The sequence below is a fragment of the Amycolatopsis sp. cmx-4-61 genome (assembly GCF_046548775.1).
Lineage (GTDB): Bacteria > Actinomycetota > Actinomycetes > Mycobacteriales > Pseudonocardiaceae > Amycolatopsis.
The window spans coordinates 271152-286702 of the sequence record NZ_JAEBEI010000008.1 but is presented as its reverse complement, the minus strand read 5'-3'; the positions used below and the strand labels follow the sequence as shown (position 1 = coordinate 286702).

Sequence of the window (15551 nt, the reverse complement as noted above, 5' to 3'; positions counted from 1 at the left end):
CCGCGGCCCGGCCGGATTGCCGGGCCGGCCGACCAATCCACGCGAGCGGGCGGAGCGAATCCCGGGCATGCCGCACACGACCGCGCACCGCCTCGCTTCGTTCGCCGAAAAGCTCCTCGGCGGGCCACTGCCCGTCGGCCTCCGCACCTGGGACGGCACCCGCGCCGGCCCGGAAGACGCGCCCACCGTCGTGCTCCGCAACCGCCGCGCCCTGCGCCGCCTGCTCTACGCGCCCGGCGAGCTGGGGCTCGCCCGCGCCTACGTGACCGGCGACCTCGACGTCGAAGGCGACCTCGCGGACGGCTTCCGCCGGATCTGGGCCCTCACCCGCGCGGGCGAGCTCAACCGGGTGGACCTGAAGCCGCGTGACTGGGCCGAGGCCGTCCGGCTGGCCGCCCGGCTCGGCGTCGCCGGGCTCCCGCCGAAGCCGCCCGCCGAAGAGGCCCGGCTGTCCGGGAAGCTGCACAGCCTGCTGCGCGACCGGTCCGCCATCGCGCACCACTACGACCTCGGCAACGCCTTCTACCAGCTGCTGCTCGACGAGTCGATGGCCTACTCCAGCGCGTACTTCACCGCCGAGTCGCAGAGCCTGGCCCAGGCGCAGCACGACAAGCTGGACCTGATCTGCCGCAAGCTGGGGCTGCGGCCGGGCATGCGGCTGCTGGACGTCGGCTGCGGCTGGGGCTCGCTGCTCGTGCACGCGGCCAAGCACCACGGCGTCGAGGCCGTCGGCATCACGCTGTCGGCCGAGCAGCTGCAGCACGTCCGCGGCCGGCTCGCCCAGCACGACCTCGAAGACCGCGTCGAGGTCCGCCGCCAGGACTACCGGGAGCTGCCGGACGCGCCGTTCGACGCGGTCGCCTCGATCGAGATGGGCGAGCACGTCGGCGAGGTGAACTACCCGGCGTACGCGGCGACGCTGCACCGCATGGTCAAGCCGGGCGGGCGCGTCCTGCTCCAGCAGATGTCCCGCGGGAACGTCGCGCCCGGCGGCGGGGCGTTCATCGAGCGCTACATCGCCCCGGACATGACCATGCGGCCGGTCGGCCGGACGATCGGCCACCTCGAAACCGCGGGCCTGGAAGTGCGGGACGTGCACGCGCTGCGCGAGCACTACGTGTGGACGGTCCGGGCCTGGGCCGACACCCTGGAGGAGAACTGGGCCGACGTCGTCGCGCTCATCGGCGAGCCGGGCGCGCGGGTCTGGCGGCTGTACCTGGTGGGCGGGGCGCTGGCGTTCGAGGAGAACCGGATGGGCGTGGACCAGATCCTGGCGGTGCGGCCGTTCGCGGACGGTACCAGCGGTATGCCCGCGACGCGGGAGTGGTGACGGTGCCGCAGCTGCTCGTCACGGCCGTCGTCACGCTCGTGGCGGTGACGGTGACCTTCGGGATCGCGCGGGCGCGCAAGCGGTACGACACGATCGACACGTTCTGGGGGCTCGGCTTCACGCTCGTCGCCCTGGTGGCGTTCGCGCTCGGGGACGGCCCGCTGCCGCTGCGGCTCGTGGTGACGCTCCTGACCGTCGTCTGGGGCGTGCGGCTCTCGGTGCACCTGCACCTGCGCAACCACCGATTGCCGGAGGACCCGCGGTACGCGCGGATGGGCCACCGGCCGTCCAAGATGTTCCTCCGCGTGTACCTGGTCCAGGCCGTGGTGCTGTACTTCGTTTCGCTGCCGGTGCAGTTCGCCGTGGACGGCACCGGCATCGGCGTGCTCGGCGGGCTCGGGATCGCGGTGTGGCTGCTCGGGTTCCTGTTCGAGACGGTCGGCGACGACCAGCTGCGCCGGTTCAAGGCCGACCCGGCGTCGCAGGGGAAGGTGCTCGACACCGGGCTGTGGCGCTACACGCGGCACCCGAACTACTTCGGCGACGCGTGCGTGTGGTGGGGCCTCTACCTGCTGGCCTGTTCGACGTGGCCGGGCGCGGCGACCGTCCTCTCCCCCGTGGCGATGACGTTCACCCTGGCCCGCGGGACGGGAAAACCCATGCTGGAGAAGGGAATGGCCCGCACGCGCCCGGCGTACGCCGACTACGTCGAGCGCACCAGCGGCTTCTTCCCCTTGCCGCCCAGGAAGGTCACTCCCCGGTGAGACCGTCGGTGAGTTCGCGCAACACGTCCAGGTGGCCGACGTGCCGCGCGGTCTCCTCGATCATGTGCGTGAGGACCCAGCGGACGTTGAAGGTCTCGCCCTTGTGGGTCACTTCGTCGGCGAGGTCGCGCTTCCCGAGGATCTCCCGGCTGCGGGCGCACTGCTTTTCGTAGGCCGCGAGGAGCTCTGCGACGGTGGTCCCGGGCGGGACCCGGAACTCCGCGTCCGGGTCCTGTTCGAGCTTCTCCTCCCAGGTGTCCGCTTCGCCGTTGACGACCACGCCGAACCAGAACCACTCGTCGAGGGTGAGGTGGGCGACGAGCCCCGCGACGGTCGTCAGCTCGCTCGGCAGGTGCACCCGGCGGGCCTGGTCTTCGGTGAGGCCGCCGGCCTTCCACGCGACGGTGGCGCGGTGGTAGTCGAGCAGGCCGGTGAGGATTTCGCGCTCGCCGCCGGTGAGCGGCACCCGCGGGCGCTCGGGTCGTTCGGTCATGGCCGGCACTTTGCCAGACGGGTCCGACAGTTCCGGATACCGCTGACCCGCCCCGCCGCCGCTGCTCGCCCGCATGGTCGACGCCGGCCTGCTCGGGCGCGAGACCGGGCGCGGGTTCCACACCTACGACCGGCCGTGATCCGGCACTGACCGGTCAGCCGAACGCGGCCAGGGCGAGGGGTTCCCACTTGCGCCAGCCGTCCAGCCGCGCGCGGTACTCGGCTTCGACCGCCGCGAATGACTTGCCGAAGAACATCCGGTGCGGCGGGTCGTCGGTGTCGGCGAGTTCCAGCATCGGCGCCCGCGTCGCCCGCGGATCGCCGAGGTCCCACTCGATGCGCGTGGCCTCGCGGACCGTGTCGTACGCCGGGTCCGGCGCGCTCTGCCGGACGCTGCCACCGCCGAAGTCCGTGCGGTACGGGCCGGGCTCCAGGCAGATGACGTCGATCCCGAACGCCGCGACCTCCTGCCGCAAGGACTCCGAAAGCCCTTCCACCGCCCACTTCGACGCGTGGTAGGCGCCGATGCCGGGGAACGCGCGGACTCCGCCCTCGCTCGTGACCTGGATGATCCGGCCGCGCCCCTGCCGCCGCATCACGGGCAGGGCGGCCTGGGTCAGCCAGAGCGTGCCGAAGAAGTTCGTCTCGAGCTCCGCCCGGACCTCCTCCTCGGTCAGTTCCTCGACCATCCCGAAGTGCCCGTAGCCGGCGTTGTTGACCAGCACGTCCAGCGTGCCGAACGCGGCCGCCGCCCGCTCCACCGCGGCGGCCCGGTCGGTGACGTCCAGCCGCAGCGGCAGCACGGCGTCGCCGTACCGGTCGACCAGCGGACGCAGGCTTTCGACGTCCCGTGCGGTGGCCGCGACCCGATCGCCGCGCGCGAGCGCCGCTTCGGCCCACTCGCGGCCGAAACCCTTGGAAGTTCCGGTGATGAACCAGCTCTTCGTCATGACGTGTCTTCCTGTTCGATTTCTACCTGACAAGCTAACAGTAGCACGGACTGTATTTTTGCCTCCGATGGTAAGCTCGCCCCGTGATCGCGAGTGACGGCCGCCGTGAGCGGAAGAAGGCCCAGACCCGGACCCGCATCCGGGAGGCGGCCCTGGACCTGTTCGCGAGCCAGGGCTACCGCGAAACGACGATCGCGCAGATCGCGGCGGCGGCCGACGTCGCGACCCGCACGGTCACGCTGCACTTCCCGGCCAAGGAAGATCTGCTGTTCGCCGACGACCCGTTCACCCCGGAGTCCCTGGCGCACCGGCTGCGCGGCCGGACCTCGGAGAGCACCCTCGACGCGATCCGCGACTGGATGCACGCGACCATGCGCGACCTCGACACGCGCGACCGCGAGTCCGGCGGAGACCCGGCGCACATCTGGCAGCGCCGGGCGCTGCGCGCGGAACTGCTGATGGCCGACGACGACCTGCGCGGCCACGCCCGCGCCGGCTACCGCGACCTCGAACTCCTGATCGCCGCGGGCATCGGCGAGGACATCGGCCTCCCGGGCGACGCCCTGCTCCCCCGCCTCGCGGCCACCACCGTGGTCACCGGCCTGCGGGAGATCTACGTGACCCGCGAGGGGCAGGCCCAGGCCGGGGCGGCGACGAGCGAACTGTCCGGCTTGGTCGACCAGGTCCTCGCGTTCGCCGCCGCCGGGCTCCGCGACGCCACGCGGCCCGACCGGTCAATCCCTCCGCGGGACTAACTTGCGTGTCGACACGCAAGTAAGTACCTCGGGCCATGAGCGGCCCGGCCCTTCTCGTCTTCGCCCACGGGAACCCCGAAACCGCCGCCGTCCGGAACCCGCTTATCGACGCACTCGGCGTCGGACGCCATGGGCGTCCTCGCGCCCGGGTTCATCTGGCACTCGATGGCCCGGGTCTGGCAGACCCCCGCAACCGGGGAAGCGTCCGCGCGCGAGCTCTCGGCGGCGACATCGACCACCGCCGCCGGGTGGTGGCGCGGCTGGGCATCACCGGTGACGCCGGCGAGGCCGTCGCCGCCGGGCTGAACCCCGGCATGGGCCAGGCCGTCCTGTCCCTGCTGCGGTCGGCCGCCCAGCCGGCCATGACCCGGCTGGGCGAAGACCTCGGCCGGGCCCGCGCGACCCCGGGCCTGGCGCTGCTCGCGGCCGAAGACACCGCCAACGGCAACGGCACGCCCGCGCAGCACCGCTGGGCCGCCGACCGCGCGGGCGCACAGGTGGCCGTCCTCGACGGCGCCCCGCACCGGTGGCCGTCGGAACACCCGAAGCCGGCCGCCGAGGCGCTGACCGCGTTCTGGCGCACCCGGTGAATCCGCTGCCGCATGATCGAAGCGGTTCGATCTTCACCTTGCCCGGTGAATGCGTTCCCAACAGCGGCTATCTGCTTGCACAACCCCGGACAGTGCTCTACTTTCGATGGTCGTCGATGCGGTTCGACGAACAGTGACGGGGTCGCCGTCTTCTGGGGGGCAGTCGAAAACGCCATGCGCAAGCACGGTCGCCACCGGCACGCCGGGGCCGGGGTCGCCACCGGCCACCGGACCAACGTCCTGGCCTTGGTCGTCCCGCTGCGCGCCGGCCCCCACGACGTCGTCGTGCGGGAGTTCGTGGCCGCCGCCATCACCGCGGCCGGCGCCCGCGACCACGCCCTGCTGCTGCTCACCGCCGAAGACGGCGCCGCCGCGCTGCGCCGCGCGGTGTCCTCGTCCGTCGCCGACGGTGTCGTGGTGATGGACGTCGAAGCGGCCGATCCGCGCGTGCCCGTGCTGCTCGGCCTGGGCAAGCCCGCCGTGCTGATCGGCGTGCCGGACCGGCCGCGCGGGCTCGGCTGCCTCGATCTCGACTTCGCCGCGGCGGGCGCCCTGTGCTTCGGCCACCTCGCCGGCCTCGGGCACGAGCACGTCGCCCTGATCGGCTCGCCGGCCGCGGCCTACCGGCGCGGCAGCAGTTCCGCGACCCGGCTCGCGCGGGGCTTCGCGGCGGAAGCGAACCGGCGCGGCCTCCGCGCGACCACACTGGCCTGGGGCAACACCCACTGGCGGACGCTGCGCGGCCTGGACGAGCTGTTCGCCCGGCACCCCGACGTCACCGGATTGGTGGTGCACAACGAATCGGCGCTGCCCGCGGTGCTGGCCGGCCTGCACCGCCGGGGCCTGCGGGTGCCCGAAGACATCTCCCTCGTCGCGGTCTGCCCGGACAGCCTGACCGCGCCCGGCCTCCTCGACCTGACCTGCGTGGCGATCCCGGCGCGGGAGATCGGCGCGCTGGCCGTCGAAACGCTCATCGGGCAGCTCGACGGCACCGGCGCGCCCGGCACCCGGCTCCTCGCCCCAGCGCTGACCGCCCGCGCCAGCACGGCGCCGCCACGCCTGCCGGTGCCGCCCCCGGCATCCGGGTGAATTGAAATTCGCCCCATTTCGGGCGTGGCAGCATTCCGGTGATCAATTGTCGGCTGTTGGTTCACGGAATCGACGTATTGCCTGATCCGCCCCGGCCGGTGTTAACGTGTCCGCGGCCATTCCGCAGCATTGTGGACGGTGCCGACGTAAATCCGGGGGAAACGAGCTCGGCCGGAGGGTCCTGACATGCATCGAAGACAGCTGGCGGTGGCGACCGTGGTGGTGGCGGGTTTTTCCCTGCCCGTTCCGGCGGTCGCACAACCGGTCGCATTGCCCGCCGACCACGGCGATCCCGGGCAGTCGGTCACGCTGATCACCGGCGACCGGGTGCGGGTGCTGCCGAATCCACGCGGGAAAAGCACGGTCGTGGTCGAACCGGGCCCTGGCCGCGACCGGATCGGCTTCTTCCGCGAAACGACCACCGGCACGAAGCCCGGTGATATCACCGTGGTGCCGTCGGACGCGCTCGCGCTGGTGACCTCCGGCAGGCTCGATTCCCGGCTGTTCGACATTTCCGAACTGCTGCGCCAGCACCTGGCCGACCCGGCCGGCACCCTCCCCCTGATCCTCACCTATTCCGCCGGCGCCCCCGCCACGCCACCGGCCACCACGGCCGTCCGCGACCTGCCGAGCGTGCGCGGTTCGGCGCTGCGCCAGGACCGGCGCCGCGGGACGGAGTTCTGGCGCTGGCTCACCGCCGGGTCCGCGCTGCGGGGCGGCGTCGACCGGGTCTGGCTGGACGGCCTGGCCACCCCGGCCCTCGACGTCAGCGTGCCGCAGATCGGCGGCCCGGCCGCCTGGCAGGCGGGGTACACCGGCCTCGGTGTCACGGTCGGCGTGCTCGACACCGGGGTGAAGGCCGACCACCCGGACCTGGCCGGCAAGGTCGTGGCCGCCCGGGACTTCACCGGGACCCCGCCGGACGCGAGCGACGACCTCGGCCACGGCACGCACGTCGCCGGCATCATCGCCGGCACCGGCGCCGCCTCCGGCGGCCGCTACCGCGGGGTCGCCCCGGACGCCCGGCTGATCAGCGGCAAGGTCTGCGTCGCCTACGGCTGCCCGGAATCCGCGGTCATCGCCGGCATGGAGTGGCTCGCGCCGCAGGTCCGCGTGGTCAACATGAGCCTGGGCGGCGACGCGACCGACGGCACGGATCCGGTGTCGCAGGCGGTGAACACGCTGTCCGCCCGCTACGGCACCCTGTTCGTCGCCGCGGCGGGCAACGACCGCTCGCTCGACCTGCCCGAACCGATGCCGGTCGTCGCGCCCGCCGCGGCCGATGCGGCGCTGGCCGTCGGCAGCGTGTCGGCCCAGGACACCACCAGCGCGTTCTCCAACCGGGGCCTGCGGCTGGGCGACCACGCGGTCAAGCCCGACCTCGCCGCCCCGGGCGAGGGCATCGTCTCGGCCAGGGCGGCGGGCACGCGGGACGGCGACCTCGCGCCGGTGGACGCCGACTACGCCCGGCTGTCCGGGACGTCGATGGCGGCGCCGCACGTCGCCGGCACGGCGGCGCTGCTGCTCCAGCGGCACCCGGACTGGCTCGCCGGCCGGCTCAAGTCGACGTTGACGAGCACCGCGAAGCCCACCGCCGACGTCGTCGAGCAGGGCGCCGGCCGGGTGGACGCCGGGCGGGCGGTCACCCAGCAGGTCACCGCCACCACCGGCAGCCTCGGCTGGGGCTTCGTCGCCTGGCCGCGGGCGACACCCGTCACGAAGACCGTGACCTATCACAACGACGGCGATGCGGCCGTCACGCTGGCGCTGGCCGCGACCTCGCCGCTGTTCACGCCGTCGGCCGCGTCGGTCGTGGTGCCCGCGCACGGTGACGCCGACGTCGGCGTCACCCTCCGGGCGGGCGGGGACGCGGCCGGGCAGTACGGCGGCAGGCTGACCGCCACGGCGCCCGGGGTCACCGTGCAGACCGCGCTGGGTGCCTTCCTGGAAACCGAGAGCTACGACGTGTCCGTGCGGCTGATCGGCCGGGACGGGCGGTTCACCGCGGGCGTCGCCACGCTGGTCGACACCACGACGGGGGCCGCGTTCGGCGTCCGGCCGTTCCGCGCCGACGGCACGGCCGTGGTCCGGGTGCCCAAGGGGCGCTACGACCTCAACGCCTTCGACGTGTCCGGTGATCCCAGCGGGCAGACGCAGCCGGCGGCCGTCACCCTGCTGTCGCGGCCCGGGCAGGCGGTCACCGGCGACGTGGCGATCACGCTCGACGCCCGCACGGCCAAACCGCTGCGAGCGGTGGTCGACCGCCCGGACGCGCGGCTGCAGGGCGGCGAACTCGGCCTGGTTTCCGGAAATCCGGCCGGGACGCGCACGAACACGCTCGCGTGGATCATCCAGCCCGGCACCGAGCTGTACGCGGCCGGCTCGGACCGCGAGGTCACCGACCACACCTACGGGCTGTACTTCCGGGCGACGCTGGGCCCGCAGCCACCCGGCGGGTACGTCTACCAGCTGGCGCTGCTCGAACGCGGCCGCGTGCCGGCCGACCCCGTGTTCCGGGTGCGCGACCGCGATCTCGTGGTGGTCGACGCCCGGTACCACACCCAGGGCAAGCCGGCCGACAGCCTGCGCCTCGACGACGTCACCTTCGGCTTCCCGGGCGCCGACAGCGGGACCTACCAGGTCGCGGCGCAGGCGCTGCCGAGCCGGCGCACCGAGTACTACACGACCGGGGTGAGCTGGCAGCACCTCCTGGCGGTGTACCCGGATCCCTTGACCGACGCGGAAAGCAACTATTCGTACCGCACCTACCGGCCGGGGTTCCAGCGTTCGGGGTGGAACCGGGCGCCGCTCGGGCCCGCGTTCGGCGCGCCGCAGGACGGCTGGGGCGTGCTCCGCGCCGGGAACCAGCTGGTGTACGCGATCCCGCTGGTGTCGGGCAGCGACCCGGAGCAGTACACCACACCCCCGGCGGGCCTGACGGGCACGGCGACGCTCTCACGCGACGGCGTCACGCTGGCGACGGCCGCCAACCCGGCCATCGGGGCACTGGCCATCCCGGACGGCCCGGGCACGTACACCCTGCGGTCGGTCGCCACGCGCAGCGTGCCGTGGTCGGTGGTCGGCACCGGGGCGGACGTGGCCTGGACGTTCCACGAGCCGGGCCTGACGGCCCCGGCGAAACCGTTGCCATTGCTGGTGGTCCGGGCCGAAGGCGCGGTCGACGACCAGAGCCGCGCCCCGGCGGGCAAGCCGTTCGTGCTCGCGTTGACCGCGCAGCGGCAGCCGGGCGCGGGCGAGTTCCGGCTGGCGGACCTGCGCGTCGAAGCGTCCACGGACGACGGTGCACGGTGGACGGTGGTACCGGCGGCGCGCATCGGCAACGGCGGCCTCGCGGTGGTGCACAACCCGCCGGGCGAGGGATTCGTGTCGCTGCGGATCACGGCCCGGGACACGGAAGGCAACTCGGTTGTCCAGACGGTGATCAGGGCGTACCAGACGGCACCGTAACGGCGAGCGGGACGACAAAGGCGGCCCCGGTCAGGAGATTCAACTCCCGACCGGGGCCGCCGTTCGCCGTCCCGGCCACTCCCCATCCGCGACACCGAAGGCAACGCCGACAACCAGACCGCGATCAGGCCGTACCGGACAACACCGCGATCGCAGTCAGTGGCACGACGAAGGCAGCCACGGTCAGGAACTTCAGCTCCCGGCCGTGGGCCCGCCACTCACCATCCCAGCCGCTCTCCCCGTCGTACCGCAGGTTCGCCGTCGTCATCAGCGCCCGCCCCAGCCCGAATCCCACGCCCGCGCACAGGGCCGCGGGGATCGAAGCCGTCAGGGCCACCGCGATCGCCGCCACGTACGGCAGGCCGCTCGGGAGGTAGGTGCGCGCGCCCGTGCCCATTTCGAAGCCGAACTGGAGCGGGCCGAGGTGGCGGCCGAGGCGGAACACCGTGTCCGGGACCAGCCTGCGGTTCTCCGGCAGCCGGAACGACCACACGCCGGTTTCCCGCAGCAGCACCGCACCCAGCGCCGCGGCCACCACGGCCCAGCGCGCGAACCCCGGGAGCGGTTCGCGCAGCAGGGCACCGGCCACGATCAGGACCAGGGCGCTCAGCGCGCCACCGGAAACCAGGCCGGCGCAGAACGCCAGTGTCGGAGTGCCCCGCCAGACCGGCGAGCTCAGCACGAAGGCCGAGTTCCGGCTTCAACTGGAGCCGCTCGTGGCGAAGCCGGCCGACGCGCACAGGACCAGCCACGCGGCCGGCAGCAGCCGGCCCGGCGCGACCACCAGCGCGATCGTCACCGCGGCCGCCGCCAGCACGAGGCCGGCGGCGATCGTCAGCGGGTGCCACCGGCGCCGGGGTTCCCCGGCCGTCACAGGGCGGCGCGGCAGATCGTCAGGTAGGTCTGGCCGGTGTACCCGCCGCCCCAGAACGTCGAGAAGCCGTCGGAGCAGCGGTAGACCTTCTGATCCGGCGTGGTCCACCGCCACGCGTTCTTGCCGACGAACTGGCCGCACGTGTTGGCCACCGGCTGGTGGTCGACCTGGATGCCGCCCTCGTTCCACGTGCCGTACTTGTGCCAGCCCGCTTCGCAGTAGGTGCTGCCCCGCCAGAACCCGCCGAAGCAGGCGGCGTAGCTGCCGACGTACGCGCCGCTGGTGTCGGTCAGTTCCGCGTAGCCGGTCGGGTAGGCGTCCCGGCAGTCGTTGCGGTCGAAGCCCGGCATGCCGTACGGGCTGAACTCCGCGTTCGCCTGCCGCACGCGGGACAGGCCCGACCAGTCGAGCGCGGTCGCGCCGATCGTCAGCGCGCCCAGCGCCACCGCGCGCAGGAACGTCCGGCGCGTGCCGCGGGTCTTCAGCTTCCGCCCCGCGCGCGTCTCGCCGGCCACCGGCCCGGGCCGGTCAAGCTCCGGGATGTGCGACAACTCCAGCGTCACCGGCTCCACCTCCTGACTGCGGGCCGGCCCATTCGGCCAGCGTCGTGTCCACTTCGGCCGCCCGGACCGGCAGCAGCACCCGGCGAACGCGACCGGTTTCGCCGAGCAGCATCAGCACCGGCGGCGAAAGGTGGGAGACCGATCGCCACGCTTCGCCGTCGCTGACCACCGGCAGGCCGCGAGCCAGGTCCGCCCACCTCGCCGGGGACTCGTGGGTCAGCAGGGTCGCGTCCGCGCCGAGCCCGGCCAGCCGCTCGACCACCGTCAGGCACAGCGGGCAGCCCGAATCGACCGCCGCCACGATCCGGCCGCTCTCGCCGGCGAACCGCGGGCCGAGGTCGAGATCGGGGGGTGCGGCCGTGAACCCGTCGGCGTTCCGGGCGACCACGCCGCGCAGCAACCGGACTTCGCGCAGGACGGCCGCCAGCCCGAAGAACAGCAGGAGGATCGCCGCCCAGGTGAGCAGGGTGACCGCGAGGGACGGGGTCATCGGCGGTCCCAGGCGATGTCGATGCCGTCGAGCCAGTCGAGCCGTTCCCGCTCGGTCCTGGCCGGCGTGTCAGCGAGGTGGACCTCGGCCACGCCGGCCGGGCAGCCCAGCACGAACGAGCGCGCGGCATCCCCGCCGTACCCGGCCTTCCAGACCTCGCCGTGCCGCGTGCGCGCGCCCGCGTGCCGCGGCAGCAGGGCCGCGGCCTGGCGCGGCGCGGGGATGGACAGCGAACCGTGGTCCTGCACCACGACCACGAAGTGCTCGTTCATCGCGTCCAGCAGCGTCTCCGCGCGCGGGACGACGGTCATGCCGTCGACGTGGTCTTCGATCCGCAGCGCCCCGAACAGGTCGAGCACGCGGCCGCGGCGGGGCGCCGGCCCGGCGAACACCGTCATCAGCTCGTGGTGTTCGCCGATCAGGGTGGCCACGGACGACTGCCCGTCGCGCGCCTCGGCGACGACCACCTCCCGGCCGTGCACGACCAGCCGTTCGCGCGGGTCGGCCGGCGCGACGTACGTGCACGCGAAGTCGTGGTAGCCGCGCGCGCCGATCTGGAACCCGGTGCCGTACGAGCCGCCGACGAACCGGACGCCGGCCACCACGTGGGAAACCGGGGCGGCCGAGGGCAGGCCCACGGTCACCCGGTCACCGCCCGGTGCCACCAACCGCAGCCGTCGAGTCGCCATGTGCCCTCCGATTTCCGGAATCCGCCCGGTGAGACTAACCGACGGATTCGGCGGTGGCCACGATCGTTTTCCGATAACGGAAAGATTGCTCCGATCGGGGACGGCATTTTTGTCAGGGAATACACTGGGTCTCATGCACACGGCGTTCACGCCCACGTTCTGGTCCGCGGGAACGACGGCACTGACGGCGTTCGGGGCGATTCTCCTGACCGCCGCCGGCGCGGTCCACGCGGTACGGCCCCGGGAGCACCGGGCGGTGCTGCGGGTGCACCGCCTGCTGCCGCCGGCCGTGGCTGCGGCGAGCACGGCCGCGGAACTGCTCGTGGGCGCGGCCGTGCTCGCCGTCCTGCTCACCGCCCCGGCGGCCGCGGGCGTGCCCGTCACCGCGCAGGCCGTCCTGTACTGCGCTTTCGCCGGTTACACGGCAGTGTTGCGCACCCGCCGGGCGGGGGTGCCGTGCGGGTGTTTCGGCGCGGGGACGGTGTCGTGGGCGGTGGTGGTCCGGGCGGTCGCGCTCGCCGCGGGCAGTGCCGGGTGCGCGGTGCTGGGCGCGCCCCAGCCGGTCCCGGACCGGTGGTCGTGCGCGGCGGCCGGCGTGGTCCTCGCGATGGCGCACCACCTGCTTCCCGCGTGGCGCGGTTCCGGCGCTCGAAAATCCCCCCGCGCTTTTCGATGATTCTTTTACGAACGCCCGGTCGGTGAATCTCCGGGTGTTCGCCGGAAAATCACCGCCGTCAGGGCCCGCGTTCTCAATTCCCGGAAAATCGGCTGCGTGGCGCCCTCGGCATGGGTCGCGTGCCTGAAGATCGGCTTTTGCCCCGGGCTCGCGAACCAAGTCGTCGCCCGCGGAACTACGACGGTTTGAGGATCTCCGTGGGCAGCCCCAGTGTCTCGACGATCCGCGCGACGGCGTCGCCGATGCGCACGAAGTCCGCGCCCAGCGGATCCACGACCAGACGGCGGACCGTCGCGACGTGCTCGGGCGCGGCCGCCGCCAGGTGCGCGCGGCCGGCGTCGGTCAGCGTCGCGGTCGTGAACCGGCGGCCCTGCCCCGTGCAGACCTCCCGCGTGACCCACCCGCGGTCCTCCAGGCGCGCCACCGCGTGGGAGATCCGGGGCAGTGACCCGTTCGCCATCTCCGCGATCTCGCTCATCCGCAGGCTTTCGCCCGGCACCGCCGAAAGCCGGGCCAAGATCATGTAGCCCAGCAGCGTCAGGTCGGCGTCCCGCAGCAGCTGGCTCTCCAGCGCACCCGGCAGCGTGAGCAGGACCTTCGCCAGGTTGATCCAGGCCCGCCGCTCGTCTTCGCCGAGCCAGCGGGCCGGCTGTTCGTCGCTCACGGCCTTGACTTTAACACGCAACCCAACCTACCTTCTGGTTGAACACGCAACCCAAGGAGAACCGATGTCCCCCAAGCTCACCGCGCTCCGCCTCGGCTTGGCCCTGCTGGCCGCGGCCGCGGCGAACACCGTCATCGCGCTCGGCGCCTCGGCCCTCGACGACGGCGGGATCGGCATGGGCCTGTCCCCCGCGGCCTACCTGCCCGCCACCGTGCTCGGCCTGCTGCTGGGCACCGTCGGGTGGTCGGTCATCGCCCGCCGGGCGCCGCACGCGCTGCGCGTGGTCGTCCCCGCGGTCCTGGTTCTGACCTGGATCCCGGACCTGATGCTGCTCACCGCGGGCGCCACGGCGGCCAACGTCGTCGGCCTGATGCTGATGCACCTGGTCGTCACCACGGCGTTGGTCACCGCACTCCGCCCGACGCTGACGCCGGCCGCCCACCCGCAGCCGGTCGCCGCCGCCGACTAGGGTGCTCTGCCGGACCAGGTGTGGGCGGTGCTCGAGCCGACCTGCGCCGGTGCCGGGATGGTGGGGAGCACCGCCCAGTCGGCTCCGCGATTCCGGGAAGCACCGGCGCGTGGCGTGCCTTGCGTGAACGTCGAAGTCCCGGTGCCGCTGCCGGACGGCATCAGCGTCGCACTCCTCGTGGGCCGGGCGTCACCGGCCGGCCGACAGGACCGTGCGTGGGCTCAGGCGGCCCTTCTCCGGTTGCCGCGTGATCTGGCCGGCCGCCACGGCGGCGGTCAGCGCGCCGACCGCGTCTTCGGGCCGGTAGATCGTCTCGAGCAGCGTGAAGCGCTGGAGCTCGGCGACGGTGCCGGTGCCGCGCCGGGCCAGTTCCGCCAGCAGCGCCCGCCGCAACGGCAGGAGCGGCGGGGTGAGCGAGATGTCGACCAGCGTGCCCTCTGCGTCACCCGGGTCGCGGTAGCGGATGCCGGCGAACTCGTCCACCGCCCACAGTTCGTTCTTGAACGTCGCGAGGGTGCCGGCTGTCCGCCGTCGCGAAGACCAGCGTGCGGGCTGTCCCGTCCTCGGCGACGAGGTCCACGGCCACCGCGCACCCGAGCCCGGCGGCCCGCAGCCGCTCGCGGTGGCCCGTTCCCGGTGGCGCCGTGAGCAGGACCTCGTGCGCCTTCCCCCGCACCAGGGACGGCGGCCAGGCCCCGGCCAGGTGCGCCAGCATCGGCCCGGGCACCCGGACGTCCCCGAGGTCGCCGGCCGTCCGGACCGGCAGACCCGCCGGCACCCCGTCCGGCACGCCCGCCCCGACGAGCACCACCTCGAGGTGGTGGCCGTCCAGCCGGTCGGCGAATTCGCCGAAGACCCGGACGGCGTCGGCCGCGAAGGCGCCGCACTCGACGTAGGTGCCGCCGCGCGGCGACCGCAGCACGGTCGCGGTCCACGCGTCGAGGTACCGCACCAGCACGTCACGCTCGACGGAACCGTGCGGGTCGGGACGCCGGACGCGCTCGGCCACCTTCCGGTTGTACCGCACCGCCCCGCGCGTCACCAGGGTGAACACCCGGGCCGCAACCTCCCAGGACCTCGACACCGAGCCGGCGGCCATCGCCGCGACCCTCGTCCGGAACGACCCCCGTGCCCGCCCCGGCCGGAGAGGGAGTGACGCCCAGCGGGTTTCCGGTTGGCCGGAGCCGCCCCGGGTAGCGGCCCGGATGACCGACAACGGGAATCCCGCACCGGGCGTGTCCGTCCGGCAGTTCACCGACGAGCTGCTCGGCGCCGCGACGGCGGGCGACTACGACGACGTGACCGAGGCGGTGGCCGTCCTGGCCCGCTCGGGTTCGACCCGGGTGGCGGCCGCGGTCGCCGGCGAGCTCGTCGACCGGTGCCGCACGGCGATCGGCGCGCGCCGGGGCGCGGACGCCGGGGCGTTCTTCACCGTCGTCGTCGAAGACGCCCACGGTGAGTCCGCCGAAGTGGAGCGGCTGCCCCCGGGGCCGCGCTCGGCGTTGCGCGCGCTGCTCGCGGCCCTCAACGACGACGGGCCGAGCCGCGACATCCACGTCGAGCTGGCGGCGCGCGGCCGTCCGCCGGACCTGGTCGCGGTGCTCACCCACCTGGTGGTCTGGTACCTGGAACTGTCCGGTCCGGCGGCGGCGGTGTTCCCGCTGCTGAGCTGCTTCTCCGACTGACCC

19 protein-coding genes are annotated in these 15551 nt (G+C 73.6%); 9 read left to right on the top strand and 10 right to left on the bottom strand.

Annotated features, from left to right (window positions below; genetic code table 11):
* The first annotated feature begins 67 nt into the window (after positions 1-67).
* Positions 68-1330, top strand: coding sequence for a class I SAM-dependent methyltransferase (locus ACLJOU_RS24180; protein ID WP_410570125.1), 1263 nt, complete (start codon positions 68-70; stop codon positions 1328-1330).
* Positions 1324-2094, top strand: coding sequence for a DUF1295 domain-containing protein (locus ACLJOU_RS24175; protein ID WP_410570124.1), 771 nt, complete (start codon positions 1324-1326; stop codon positions 2092-2094). Before ACLJOU_RS24180 ends, ACLJOU_RS24175 begins: the two co-directional genes overlap by 7 nt.
* Here the strand turns inward: ACLJOU_RS24175 and ACLJOU_RS24170 are convergent.
* Both ACLJOU_RS24170 and ACLJOU_RS24165 read right to left on the bottom strand, forming a co-directional pair.
* Positions 2081-2587 carry a DinB family protein gene (locus tag ACLJOU_RS24170; RefSeq protein ID WP_410570123.1) on the bottom strand — a complete coding sequence of 169 codons (507 nt, stop codon included), beginning with the start codon at positions 2585-2587 and terminating at the stop codon, positions 2081-2083. The two genes, ACLJOU_RS24175 and ACLJOU_RS24170, sit on opposite strands and share 14 nt — an antisense overlap.
* Before the next feature lie 154 nt (positions 2588-2741).
* Entirely contained in the window at positions 2742-3536 is a 795-nt protein-coding gene (locus ACLJOU_RS24165; RefSeq protein WP_410570121.1) for an SDR family NAD(P)-dependent oxidoreductase, read from the bottom strand.
* Between the two features lie 83 nt (positions 3537-3619).
* Here ACLJOU_RS24165 and ACLJOU_RS24160 point away from each other — a divergent pair, with 83 nt between their 5' ends.
* From ACLJOU_RS24160 to ACLJOU_RS24145, 4 genes are all read left to right on the top strand, one after another.
* Positions 3620-4291 (top strand): TetR/AcrR family transcriptional regulator, encoded by a 672-nt coding sequence (locus ACLJOU_RS24160; protein WP_410570119.1) that lies wholly within the window; start codon positions 3620-3622, stop codon positions 4289-4291.
* A 248-nt stretch (positions 4292-4539) separates the two neighbouring features.
* Positions 4540-4881, top strand: coding sequence for an alpha/beta fold hydrolase (locus ACLJOU_RS24155; RefSeq protein WP_410570117.1), 342 nt, complete (start codon positions 4540-4542; stop codon positions 4879-4881).
* 174 nt (positions 4882-5055) lie between these two features.
* Entirely contained in the window at positions 5056-5970 is a 915-nt protein-coding gene (locus tag ACLJOU_RS24150; RefSeq protein ID WP_410570116.1) for a LacI family DNA-binding transcriptional regulator, read from the top strand.
* A 186-nt stretch (positions 5971-6156) separates the two neighbouring features.
* Positions 6157-9438 (top strand): S8 family serine peptidase, encoded by a 3282-nt coding sequence (locus ACLJOU_RS24145; protein ID WP_410570114.1) that lies wholly within the window; start codon positions 6157-6159, stop codon positions 9436-9438.
* A gap of 124 nt (positions 9439-9562) precedes the next feature.
* Here the strand turns inward: ACLJOU_RS24145 and ACLJOU_RS24140 are convergent, their stop codons facing one another.
* The 5 genes from ACLJOU_RS24140 to ACLJOU_RS24120 are packed head-to-tail and all read right to left on the bottom strand — an operon-like array spanning position 9563 to position 12054.
* Complete coding sequence (locus ACLJOU_RS24140; protein ID WP_410570112.1) at positions 9563-10120, bottom strand: hypothetical protein; 558 nt, start codon at positions 10118-10120, stop codon at positions 9563-9565.
* Positions 10121-10138: 18 nt separating this feature from the next.
* Positions 10139-10312, bottom strand: coding sequence for a hypothetical protein (locus ACLJOU_RS24135; protein ID WP_410570111.1), 174 nt, complete (start codon positions 10310-10312; stop codon positions 10139-10141).
* A complete protein-coding gene (locus ACLJOU_RS24130) occupies positions 10309-10875 on the bottom strand; it encodes a hypothetical protein (protein ID WP_410570110.1) in 567 nt (188 codons plus the stop codon). The genes ACLJOU_RS24135 and ACLJOU_RS24130 overlap by 4 nt, the downstream gene beginning before the upstream one ends.
* Complete coding sequence (locus tag ACLJOU_RS24125) at positions 10841-11365, bottom strand: hypothetical protein (protein ID WP_410570109.1); 525 nt, start codon at positions 11363-11365, stop codon at positions 10841-10843. The genes ACLJOU_RS24130 and ACLJOU_RS24125 overlap by 35 nt, the downstream gene beginning before the upstream one ends.
* Positions 11362-12054, bottom strand: coding sequence for a hypothetical protein (locus ACLJOU_RS24120; RefSeq protein ID WP_410570107.1), 693 nt, complete (start codon positions 12052-12054; stop codon positions 11362-11364). The genes ACLJOU_RS24125 and ACLJOU_RS24120 overlap by 4 nt, the downstream gene beginning before the upstream one ends.
* A gap of 133 nt (positions 12055-12187) precedes the next feature.
* Between ACLJOU_RS24120 and ACLJOU_RS24115 the strand changes: the two genes are divergently transcribed.
* On the top strand, positions 12188-12730 hold the full coding sequence (locus tag ACLJOU_RS24115) for a MauE/DoxX family redox-associated membrane protein (protein WP_410570106.1): 543 nt from the start codon (positions 12188-12190) through the stop codon (positions 12728-12730).
* 175 nt (positions 12731-12905) lie between these two features.
* Here the strand turns inward: ACLJOU_RS24115 and ACLJOU_RS24110 are convergent, their stop codons facing one another.
* Positions 12906-13394 (bottom strand): MarR family winged helix-turn-helix transcriptional regulator, encoded by a 489-nt coding sequence (locus tag ACLJOU_RS24110; RefSeq protein ID WP_410570104.1) that lies wholly within the window; start codon positions 13392-13394, stop codon positions 12906-12908.
* A gap of 64 nt (positions 13395-13458) precedes the next feature.
* Here ACLJOU_RS24110 and ACLJOU_RS24105 point away from each other — a divergent pair, with 64 nt between their 5' ends.
* Positions 13459-13863, top strand: coding sequence for a DUF6069 family protein (locus ACLJOU_RS24105; protein WP_410570102.1), 405 nt, complete (start codon positions 13459-13461; stop codon positions 13861-13863).
* Between the two features lie 189 nt (positions 13864-14052).
* On the opposite strand, the gene ACLJOU_RS24100 is transcribed toward ACLJOU_RS24105, so the two are convergent.
* Positions 14053-14346: a hypothetical protein gene (locus ACLJOU_RS24100; RefSeq protein ID WP_410570101.1), complete on the bottom strand. Its 294-nt coding sequence runs from the start codon at positions 14344-14346 to the stop codon at positions 14053-14055.
* Entirely contained in the window at positions 14306-14962 is a 657-nt protein-coding gene (locus ACLJOU_RS24095) for a hypothetical protein (protein ID WP_410570100.1), read from the bottom strand. Before ACLJOU_RS24095 ends, ACLJOU_RS24100 begins: the two co-directional genes overlap by 41 nt.
* Before the next feature lie 106 nt (positions 14963-15068).
* Here ACLJOU_RS24095 and ACLJOU_RS24090 point away from each other — a divergent pair, with 106 nt between their 5' ends.
* Complete coding sequence (locus ACLJOU_RS24090) at positions 15069-15548, top strand: hypothetical protein (protein WP_410570098.1); 480 nt, start codon at positions 15069-15071, stop codon at positions 15546-15548.
* The last annotated feature ends 3 nt before the right edge of the window (positions 15549-15551 follow it).